The 10338-nt window shown below is 39.0% G+C and carries 8 protein-coding genes and 1 tRNA gene; 5 read left to right on the top strand and 4 right to left on the bottom strand.

Features of this window, described 5'->3' with window-relative positions; genetic code table 11:
- Nucleotides 1-45: 45 nt before the first annotated feature.
- Entirely contained in the window at nucleotides 46-960 is a 915-nt protein-coding gene (locus DPX34_RS15390; RefSeq protein WP_111979339.1) for a transporter substrate-binding domain-containing protein, read from the bottom strand.
- 627 nt (nucleotides 961-1587) lie between these two features.
- Between DPX34_RS15390 and DPX34_RS15380 the strand changes: the two genes are divergently transcribed.
- Entirely contained in the window at nucleotides 1588-2190 is a 603-nt protein-coding gene (locus tag DPX34_RS15380; protein ID WP_111979338.1) for an HAD family hydrolase, read from the top strand.
- A gap of 71 nt (nucleotides 2191-2261) precedes the next feature.
- Nucleotides 2262-2918, top strand: a complete 657-nt coding sequence (locus DPX34_RS15375; protein ID WP_111979337.1) for an HAD family hydrolase — start codon at nucleotides 2262-2264, stop codon at nucleotides 2916-2918.
- Nucleotides 2919-3853: 935 nt separating this feature from the next.
- Here the strand turns inward: DPX34_RS15375 and DPX34_RS15370 are convergent.
- Nucleotides 3854-4150, bottom strand: a complete 297-nt coding sequence (locus DPX34_RS15370) for a hypothetical protein (protein WP_111979336.1) — start codon at nucleotides 4148-4150, stop codon at nucleotides 3854-3856.
- A gap of 456 nt (nucleotides 4151-4606) precedes the next feature.
- Between DPX34_RS15370 and DPX34_RS15365 the strand changes: the two genes are divergently transcribed.
- Nucleotides 4607-6124 (top strand): immunoglobulin-like domain-containing protein, encoded by a 1518-nt coding sequence (locus tag DPX34_RS15365; RefSeq protein WP_198673720.1) that lies wholly within the window; start codon nucleotides 4607-4609, stop codon nucleotides 6122-6124.
- An 82-nt stretch (nucleotides 6125-6206) separates the two neighbouring features.
- On the opposite strand, the gene DPX34_RS15360 is transcribed toward DPX34_RS15365, so the two are convergent.
- On the bottom strand, nucleotides 6207-7079 hold the full coding sequence (locus DPX34_RS15360; RefSeq protein ID WP_111979334.1) for a DMT family transporter: 873 nt from the start codon (nucleotides 7077-7079) through the stop codon (nucleotides 6207-6209).
- A gap of 339 nt (nucleotides 7080-7418) precedes the next feature.
- A complete protein-coding gene (locus DPX34_RS15355) occupies nucleotides 7419-8207 on the bottom strand; it encodes a DUF2071 domain-containing protein (RefSeq protein WP_111979333.1) in 789 nt (262 codons plus the stop codon).
- Between the two features lie 231 nt (nucleotides 8208-8438).
- On the opposite strand from DPX34_RS15355, the gene DPX34_RS15350 reads away from it, so the two are divergent.
- Together DPX34_RS15350 and DPX34_RS15340 are read left to right on the top strand one after the other, a co-directional pair.
- Nucleotides 8439-8515: transfer RNA gene (locus DPX34_RS15350), tRNA-Arg, on the top strand.
- A gap of 730 nt (nucleotides 8516-9245) precedes the next feature.
- On the top strand, nucleotides 9246-10307 hold the full coding sequence (locus tag DPX34_RS15340; RefSeq protein ID WP_111979332.1) for a LacI family DNA-binding transcriptional regulator: 1062 nt from the start codon (nucleotides 9246-9248) through the stop codon (nucleotides 10305-10307).
- The last annotated feature ends 31 nt before the right edge of the window (nucleotides 10308-10338 follow it).

Below are 10338 nucleotides of genomic sequence, written 5' to 3'. Positions count from 1 at the left end.
AAATAGATAAAAAACACAAATTCAATTTGTAGCACAGCATTGGGTTTAATGCCCTGTATACCAAAGTGCTTTTCTGGTTATCGGGGTATCTGCAGACATATAAGGGTTATTTAACATAAATACTTTTCGGTTTTTCATGTTACTTTTGATTAAATAATCGTTGGCAAACGCCATAAATAAGCGCTCAAACGAACCATCCGCAATGGCAATATTCAGGCCTTTTTCAAGCACATCGTGCAGTCGTTTGTTTTCTTTTTTCACAAAAAAATACACCGCGAGTGGATAGCTTAATGCAATGTGCTCATCAATGATAATGGGCATATCCTCGATCGCTTCTTTTTCACTGCCTATTTCTAATATCGAGCGAGGAAAATATTCAATGCGTTTTGCAGCTAACATTTTGAGTAAACCATCAGTCGAGATAGCTTGCCCAACCGTAAAACGATGATGTAGCAGTAATTGGGTATCTGGCCAATTAATACCTTGTCCAGCTGTCATTTTTTTTAAATCATTAACGTTTTTTATATCCGATAATAAATCAGGATTATCTTTGTGAATAAACATTAACCGTAACCCAATCAACCCTTTTAAAAGCGGGATCCGAACAGGCCGTAATGCTTGCTCTATCGTTTTATTGGTCGTAAACCAATGGGCATCATAAAAACCTTTTTGAATTAATTTAATACTGCGACTTTGATGCAACGATGTCGGAATAGGCACAACCTCCAACTGATAAGGCTCGCCCGATTTTTCTAACGCCAATTGAAATAATTGATACAAGTATAAGGTTCTTTCTTTATACAACGGATTAATTTTTTCACTCATGGTGTATTTAACATGCAAAACGGTATTTGAATTAACCTGAACATCATCATTAGCCAACACAGATGAGACGACCAATAGGTATAATACGCAACACAAACTCACATTTTGCATGTACCCACGCATTTTTCTGCTCATGAACTCTCCTTGTGCTTAAAATGACATATTCATTAACTAAAATATAAGTTTAAATTCATATTTTTGAAAGCGGCAATACAAAGAGCACAAAGTGAATAATACCAATTCATATAAATAAGTGATCTCTCAGAATGCATCCAGCGGTTTTTGAACAAGGCGTCGGTGTGCAGGAATGGTTGTTCCCTTTCAAATACCGATAACGCAGATCAAAAGCCGCTGGGGCATTCCTTTCAGGCGAGTTTTAAATGCGCTTACTCTGTGTTGCTCGAACTCAAAAGAGCACCACTATTCTTTCATGTAAGCGCATTTAAACGCTCGCTGAGTGGGCACTTATTATTACGGATTGGTATAAGTATCAAAATCACCGTAGAAAAATGCGAGAACAAGGCAAAAAACGTATCTAAGTGATTATTCTACCCGTTAATTTTAAAACGCCGTTATCGATTTTAACTCACTAAGGTGATCCGTTATTAGCGACAATGGCGATTACCGACATTAAAAATTCAGTAGCAACCCCTTCAAAACGACAAGATCGCACTGCCGCTTAATTTACAATACAATATGACTTTATACCGAGCCACTGACAGATAAATTTAACGGCCTGAAACACCAAGGAGAAGCCAAAAAATGTATGATCAATTTAAAGCCATTATTTTTGATATGGATGGCACGTTAGTCGATAGCGGCAAACTGCACGAAAATGCGTGGAGCCAAACACTTAATCATTATGGTATTCCAATCGACTCGGCTTTAATGCACTCACTTGCGGGTGTACCCACCAAAGAAACCGTCTTATTTTTAGCCAACCATTTTAAAATGACGTTATCGGTTAGTGCAGATGAAGTGAATGATTATAAAGAATCAATCGTTAAAGAAACATTACACATTTATGTAAAACCCACTAAATTAGCCGAATTTGCTAAAGAAAACAGCGGTAAACGCCCAATGGCGATTGGTACAGGGGCTTATACCGAAGAAGCAAAAGCCGTTTTAGCCGCCTGTGGTTTAACCGAATTAATTGATCATGTGGTAGGCGCTGATCAGGTTAACAACCCAAAACCCGCACCCGATACCTTTTTAAGATGTGCTGAATTAATGCAAACCGCACCTGAAGATTGTATTGTGTTTGAAGACGCACAAGCTGGCATTAAAGCCGCTAAAGATGCCGGTATGTTTTGTGTTGATGTGCACGAAAGCCTGAACATCGTTAATGATTATTTTTTAAGTTAAAAAATTAAACAACGCGTACACTTAACAACACAAAAAGCAAAATCTGCATACACTAACCAAAAGAAGATACCGTGATAAATTTAACCAACGCCGCTGCTTATTTATTTGATATGGACGGCACTATTTTTGATTCTGAAGCGATGTATTGCCAAGCTTGGATCCAATGCGCAAACGAATTTGATTTAGTGTTTACGGCCGAGATGTATCAGCCCTTTATTGGTGTGCCCACGCAGCAATGTTTACCACTTGCTCAACACATTTTTGGCCGTGATTTTAATCTTCAGCCTTTTCTCTCCCGCTTTATCGACATTTTAGACACCAAGAAAAAAGCAGGCGTGCCGTTCAAACCTGGGTTTATTGATTTTTTTGCATGGGTGTTAAAACAGAACAAACCCACTGCGCTTGTAACATCGAGTAATCTAGACGGCGTGATAAAAAGCTTTGCTTACCATAACCTTTCCGATAAATTTGATGCCATCATTACTCGAGATGACATTTCTGCCATCAAACCCGATCCAGAATGTTATTTACTCGCCTGTAAAACATTAAACATATTGCCCCAAGATACACTCGTTTTTGAAGATTCGAATACGGGGTTGTTAGCCGCTATAAATGCGGGTTGCCAAGCCATTGCTATACCCGACCAAATAGCAATAAAACCCGAAATAAAAACGCGTTGTTATCAGGTAACAACCAGTTTTGAAGCGCTACTATCGCACGTTGATTAATTCAGCCGTTTTATCTGAATAGGTCACTCAGCATAATGACCTTTAGATTAATTTCAGGTTTTAAGTCATATATTAAGCAATAATTTTATTCATCCGAAAAAAGATTGGACAATTTAATGCGAGAAAATAAACGCAATATCAATAAACGCAGTTTGTATGGTCAAGTTGCGAGCACATTAGGCATCATGAAAATTTATAAATGACGACTTTAAAGAACAGAGCAGTCTTAGCCACAGCATTCACGTAGGTTGGCGCTAAGCTTGCGAAGCCCAACGTCACGCAAGGTGTGTATTGACATGACAATTTTAGGGTTAGCCGTGTGTGTGTTGGGCTTCATGCTTCAGCCCAACCTACTCGGCTTTAAATGTTTGAGTTTAAATGTTGAGGTTTAAATAACAGAGCAATCTTAGCCACAGCACTCCCGTAGGTTGGCGCTAAGCTTGCGAAGCCCAACGTCACGCAAGGTGTTTATTAACATGACAATTTTAGGGTTAACCGTGTGTGTTGGGCTTCATGCTTCAGCCCAGCCTACTCGGCTTTAAATGTTTGAGTTTAAATGTTGGGGTTTAAATAACAGAGCAATCTTAGCCACAGCATTCGCGTAGGTTGGCGCTAAGCTTGCGAAGCCCAACGTCACGCAAGGTGTGTATTGACATGACAATTTTAGGGTTAACCGTATGTGTGTTGGACTTCATGCTTCAGCCCAACCTACTCGGCTTTAAATGTTTGAGTTTAAATGTTGGGGTTTAAATAACAGAGCAATCTTAGCCAAAGCATTCGCGTAGGTTGGCGCTAAGCTTGCGCAGCCCAACGTCACACTGGCTGGATATTAATATGACAAATTTAGGAATAAACAGTGTGTGTTGGGCTTCATGCTTCAGCCCAACCTACTCGAGCGGTACTAGAGCAATACAAGTATCGTTAAGCCTATGATTTTACTTAATATGTTTATTAATAAATTTTAAAAAAGTCTTAATTAAATCAGAATCTAGCCAAGTGCCTTCTGTTCGCGTTTCAAGTCCTTTAACTAAATTCTCATTAGATCTTTCAAACTGCGCATTGATGGCATCACTGCCATCAGGTGTGCCGGGCAAGTCGCCTAACTGACGTGCTTTTTGATTCGCTTTTTTGGCTTCGTCGAAATACATTTGCGACTTTTCTATTCTTTCTGGCGTGTTCATACTACAACCGGTAAAAACAGTTAATACCACAACCATCATTAAATACTTCATTGATACTTTATCCCTAATTAATCCATTTAAGCTAATAGACTTTAAATCGCGTATTTAGTTTAGAATATTTAGTAAAATATAGAGTAAAACTATTAAAATAGGCAACAGATTGCAAACGTATTCAGTGCCTATCACACCGTTACCGGGTCTGCTTATTTAGTCGTATTAAAGAAGTGAATAAGTGCAATCGGGCCACAACGTTATTAAAGCCCCCGTGTTTCAACGAAACTGTCTTTGCTCATGTTGCAAACGAATTAAATTACCCAACTCATTAACCATCTAAAATGACACAAAAAAAACAAATAACTTCATTTTATTTATTTTTGTATCATTTAATGTCATTATAATTGTCAACAATATACTAAATAAATGTAATTTATCGGTATGAATAAGGATTATTTATTCTCCGTAACCACAGTTTACAGGCATGTTATCTACACTAAATTGAGGAATTTTATGAAATTAACTAATCTTTCACTTCCCTATGCGTTCAAAAAGACAGCATTATTGATTTCAACAGCGTCTCTCGTCGCTTGCGGTGGCGGTGGCGATAATACGAACAATGACGTTGACGTTACGCCTGATACTCAAGCCCCTGTTATTACTTTAACTGGCGACAAAGTGGTAACTCATAATTTTGGCGAGGCGTATAATGATTTAGGAGCAACCTCAATTGATAATGTTGATGGCGCAGTTACCGTCACGCATAATGCAAATACCACAGTAAAAATTAATGAAGCCGGTAGTTACACGATTACTTATACTGCCACTGATGCCGCCAATAATACGAGCTCATTAACCCGTACCGTGAACATTAGTGAACCGGTTATCGTAGATACAACCCCACCCGTTATCACTTTAAAGGGAGATGCGGTTGTTGAGCATGATTTAGCCGATAATTACACTGACTTAGGTGCAAGTGCGATTGATGATATAGATGGAACCGTTACCGTAACAAACAATATGGCAACGGTAGTCGATTTAAATAAAGTTGGCCATTACACCCTAACCTATACGGCAACAGATGCCGCGGGTAATAGCAGCACGTTAACTCGTGATATCAACGTATTTTCGACAGCGGTCGTTAATGATTGGGATGGCATGCCGGTACCCGCAGAAAAATTTGATGGCACCGTGTCTTGGCAGTTGGTTGAAGATTTATCTGATAGCTTTAATTATGAAACACCTTACGGCTCAAACAAAGGAGTTGAATTTAACGCAAAATGGGAGGATGGTTACATTAATGCTTGGCCAGGGTTTGGCAACACAATATGGACCCCCAATAACTCGAGGGTAACAGCCGGCAACTTAGAATTAAAAGCAACATCACTTGATGCAAGTAAAAACACCAATAATTTTAGTGCGATCCACGCTAGAACCAGCATTATTTATCCTGCTTATATCGAAACACGCGTTAAAATAATGAACTCTGTTATGGCTAATGCAGTATGGATGTTAAGTGATAATAGCGCTGAAGAAATTGATATTGTCGAAGCTTATGGTTCAAGTTACTCTGAAAGTAAAGGGGCTTCAAGAGAGTGGTTTGCCCAGCGCATGCATTTAAGCCATCACACTTTTGATAAGAGTGTAAAACCAAATAAAGACTATCAACCCTCTACTGAATCAGGAACCTATTATCAACTTCCGCAAGTGCCATCATACTGGAGAGACGATTTTTACACCGTCGGCGTATATTGGCGCGACCCTTTCCATTTAGAATATTATATTAACGGTGAGTTAGTGCGAACCGTATCAGGTGCAGCCATAATTGACCCACATGAGTACTTAAAGGGTAATGGCTTATCATCACCTGAAACCATTTTATTTTCAGGTGCGGCTCAAGGCTGGCAGGTAGCGGGTGGTGTTTGGCCAACAGTCAATGAACTATCAGTCGAAGCGGATAATGTTTTTAAAATAGACTGGATAAGAACATACAAACGTATTGGCGGTACACCTTACGTTGCTCCAAAATAATAAGCAAAAATGAACGCGCTGTTTACCCTCAATATTATTGCCAAGTAAACAGCGCTTATCTATTTTGAAATCACGTTATTAATTACTTACGATTAAATATTTTATCGCCGAGCACGCCCAAAATACAGCCAGAAATAACGATCACACCGCCCAGTAATTGTAAGGCAGTTAACTTTTCATCCAAAATAAAATAGCTCAACGTAGCCGTTAACGGAATGTATAAATATTTGATTAAACCCGATACCGTTGTTGGTAATGCCGTTACGGCATAAACCCACAAAGAATGTGCAACAACAGTACCCACTAATCCCAAATAAATAAGCCCTAACCAATCATCATTTTTTATCTGCCAATCACCTAACGGAATACAAAAAGTAAAAATAACTAATGCGCCCGCAAACTGACCAAAAGTACGGATATCACCGTTTAAATGGGTCGATTTTTGATGAATAATGGGCAACGTACCATAAAAGCAACCACTCACAATACCCAGAATAAAACCAATAAGAGCGTTTGAGTTGAGATCAAATTGCCCGCCAACTAATACCGTACCCGCAATGCCTAACAATAAAGCAAACCAATGATACGGTTTAACCGCATGGCCTAAAAAATAACGCCCCGCAACAGAAAGATACAAACCGTAGGTCGATATGGTGGCAATGACCGCAATGGTTGCAGAGCCTAATTTAATCGCAAAAAAATAGGTGATCCAATGCAAGCCAAAACATAAACCCAGTGCCGCTAATATTAAATAATCTTTAGTGGTTAATTTGTTAAGCGCTTTAATAGCGGGTCGTAAAAAATAAAGCGCGGTTGTGGCTATAATCAACCGGCAAAAACCGATCACCCAAGGATCGGCACTGACCCACTTGATAGCGACCGGTACAGTGCTCATTACCACAATGCCGGCAAGGCCGATTTGGTAAGCTTTGGCTATTTCTTTATTAAATGACATAGATGTTGATCGCTTATATAAGGTTAATATATGCCCAAGTGATGTGGGGATATAATCGAGAAAGGGGTCAGAACCTAAAAGACAATTAGGCCATTTTAACGCAAAGTATGAGGCAACGGTTATATTTGAATGATATTAAAAATAACGCGGCAGCGACGACACCAAGCCGCTTAAATCTCAGCACAACACTTAAACTTAATACGCAACTAATACCAATCCGTAATAATAAGTGCCCACTCAGCGAGCGTTTAAATACGCTTACATGAAAGAATAGTGGTGCTCTTTTGAGTTCGAGCAACACAGAGTAAGCCCATTTAAAACTCGCCTGAAAGGAATGCCCTACTCTTTAATAACGTCAGGCGGTAAGTAAATAGTGAACTCGTTCACTGGCTCAACTAACACACTATGTGGCGTTTGTTGTTCACATTCAGAAACCAAGCCCATGCGACTTAACAAACCAAATTTTGCCAATTTTAGCTGCGCAGGCTTAACCGCTAATTGTTTATGCCAAACACGGTAGGTGCCTAATTTTCCATCTCGGCGATGATAAAACCCCGCTAAAGGATGCGTTAAGTAAACAAGTCCCGTTTCAAGATCTGAAAATCCCGGTAAAACCAGTTTGGTATCTGCCTTTTGCACCAATTCCACCTGCGCAGGAGCCCAAAGAGCACTGGTGTGCATTTTATATTTTGTATAAATATGGGTTACGCGATCATATTCACAATCAAATTGCACTTTACCTTTGTGCCAAGGTAAATTCCAAAGGTATCGCGGTATCGCTAAAGTCCATAAATCAAGGGTTGTCCCTAAAAACCAAACACATCTTTCACTCGTTTTATTATCAATAATATAAATTCGATAATTAGTTTGCCCCATCGTAAACTTAGGAAAAGGGTACACGGCAGACGTAAAATCGACATCAATGAACGGCACAACAGATATAAGCGCTTTTTCTTGATCGTCAATGTAAACGGTGTCTAATGTAAATCGGTCAGGTAACAAACTATCAAAACGACAAGGATCAACCGCATAAGTGATAATAGCAAAATGTTGTAGCTTACAGATAACGTCAACGCCTTGCGGTTCAGGCCTATCGTGTAAAAAATCGTCAAACTTTAATGAATTCAATAACGTTCTCCCAAAATATCATTTCATATCACGTGATCAACCATTAGATAAATGACTAACCACAAACCTAATTAAACGGATAATAACCTTAAAGATCAAAGCCAAATGAAGAGTTTAAGTTTAAAAAATGTACATAATGACAATATCTGCGTAACTATTTAAAATAATACTGGAAAATTTATGTTTTATCGTTAGAATCAACGACCTGATACTTAATCAGGTTTTAAACATGCGTCCGTAGCTCAGCTGGATAGAGTAGGTGGCTTCGAACCACTTGGTCGGGAGTTCGAATCTCTCCGGGCGCACCACTTCACTTTTTAGTCTTCCCAAAATAATCAAAAAACCTGCAACCCAAGCAAAATATTTAATGGTATTGCGATGGCTTATCAATCAGCCTTTAAGCTATCTGTTGCCGGCGCTATACGATCATTATTAAATGGTGCAGTGTGTATAATCACACACTAAAACAGGTAGTGGATAAGTCGACTAATACCAATCCGTAATAATAAGTGCCCACTCAGCGAGCGTTTAAATGCGCTTAAATGAAAAAATAGTAGTGCTCTTTTGAGTTCGAGCAACATAGAGTAAGTGAATTTCAAACTCGCCTGAAAGGAATGCCCCAGCGGCTTTTGACCTGCGTTATCGGTATTTGAATGGGAACAACCATTCCTGCACAAAAATGTCAGGAACATTTTTGAACAGTTTTGCTGGCTTTAGCGAAAGGCAGGATGCCTGAAGTACACCGACGTCTTGTGCAAAATAGATCACAAATATAAAGGAAAAAGATCAGGCCTATTAATGTGATAGATCACATCGTGTTTTTAATAACTTCGCTAGGGCGATGTGCTAATTATCAGAACCATCAACGCCTCAACTCAAAGAAACCTCAACTCAGTCTTTAGACTACCCTATTTGGGTAACAATACTAGAAAATATCTCATATTAATAAATAAATGCGGAAGCTCGGCCCGTATCTTAACTAGAAAACTTAATCATTTAACTTTATCATCAATATAGATAATCAGTTTGGAAAATAATATGTTGATCGCAGAACCAAAAAACAAGCCACTCACGCTAAAAAGCGTATCTAAAGTACTCGGAGTTTCTACCGCTACAATTTCAAATGCATTTAACCGTCCAGATCAACTTTCGGCTAAGCTTAGAGATAAAATTTTAAAGCAATGTCAAGAACTCGGTTATCACGGACCAAATTTAACCGCTCGAACTTTACGCAAGGGCGAGTCTGGCGTAATAGGCGTACTATTGAGTGATTCCCTTGCTTATTATTTTACCGATCCAGTCGCGAATCAATTTTTAACGGGGATAGCAGAAGTACTAGAGAAAAATCATAAACAATTGCTTATGCTTTCTTGTGCAGAATCAACAAAACAAACAAGTGGTATAGAAACTTTACCAGACGGATTTATTGTTTATGGTACTCAAGATAAAAACCCACTGTTTGAACGAGTACTGCAAACAAATAAACCCATTGTGACAGTTGATTTCGACACGGATAATTACGCGTCTATCAATATCGATAATCAGGCAGCCGCTAAAGAAGTTGCTATGTATGCCCTACAACACACACAAAATGCCAATATTGCCATTTTGGGATTAAGGCTAATTCATTCAGATAGGGTATGTCGAATTACAGAAGACGAACTTTATAATGAAGGTGAGTCAGTTTCGAGACGGCGCTTAACTGGTTATATGCAAGCAATTAACGAACAAGATTTAAACATTACTTCTGACTATATTTGGCACATTCCACACAATACTTACGAAGACGCAACAAAGGCCGCTCGAGAGGCGTTATCAACACACCCTCAACCAAATTGCGTGCTTTGCATGAGTGATGTTATAGCTGGTGCCGTATTAGCTATTGCACGAGAAAAAAATATTCAAGTACCACAAGAGCTAAAAGTTGTTGGCTTTGATGATATACCCGAAGCAAGCAGAACTAGTCCTGCACTAACAACGGTTTGCCAAAAAAGCATTGAAAAAGGACGTTTAGCCGCATCTAAATTGGTAAAGGGCGAGTTGACCCAAAAGACAATTCTGCCTACGGCGCTGATTAAACGCGAAACAGTTGAGTTTTAGTCGTTTCAGCGTATACCCTTCTTATATGAAG

The sequence above is a fragment of the Algibacillus agarilyticus genome (assembly GCF_003286125.1).
Lineage (GTDB): Bacteria > Pseudomonadota > Gammaproteobacteria > Enterobacterales > Alteromonadaceae > Algibacillus > Algibacillus agarilyticus.
The sequence above is the reverse complement of the archived record's forward strand: the minus strand, read 5'-3'. Positions and strand labels throughout refer to the sequence as shown.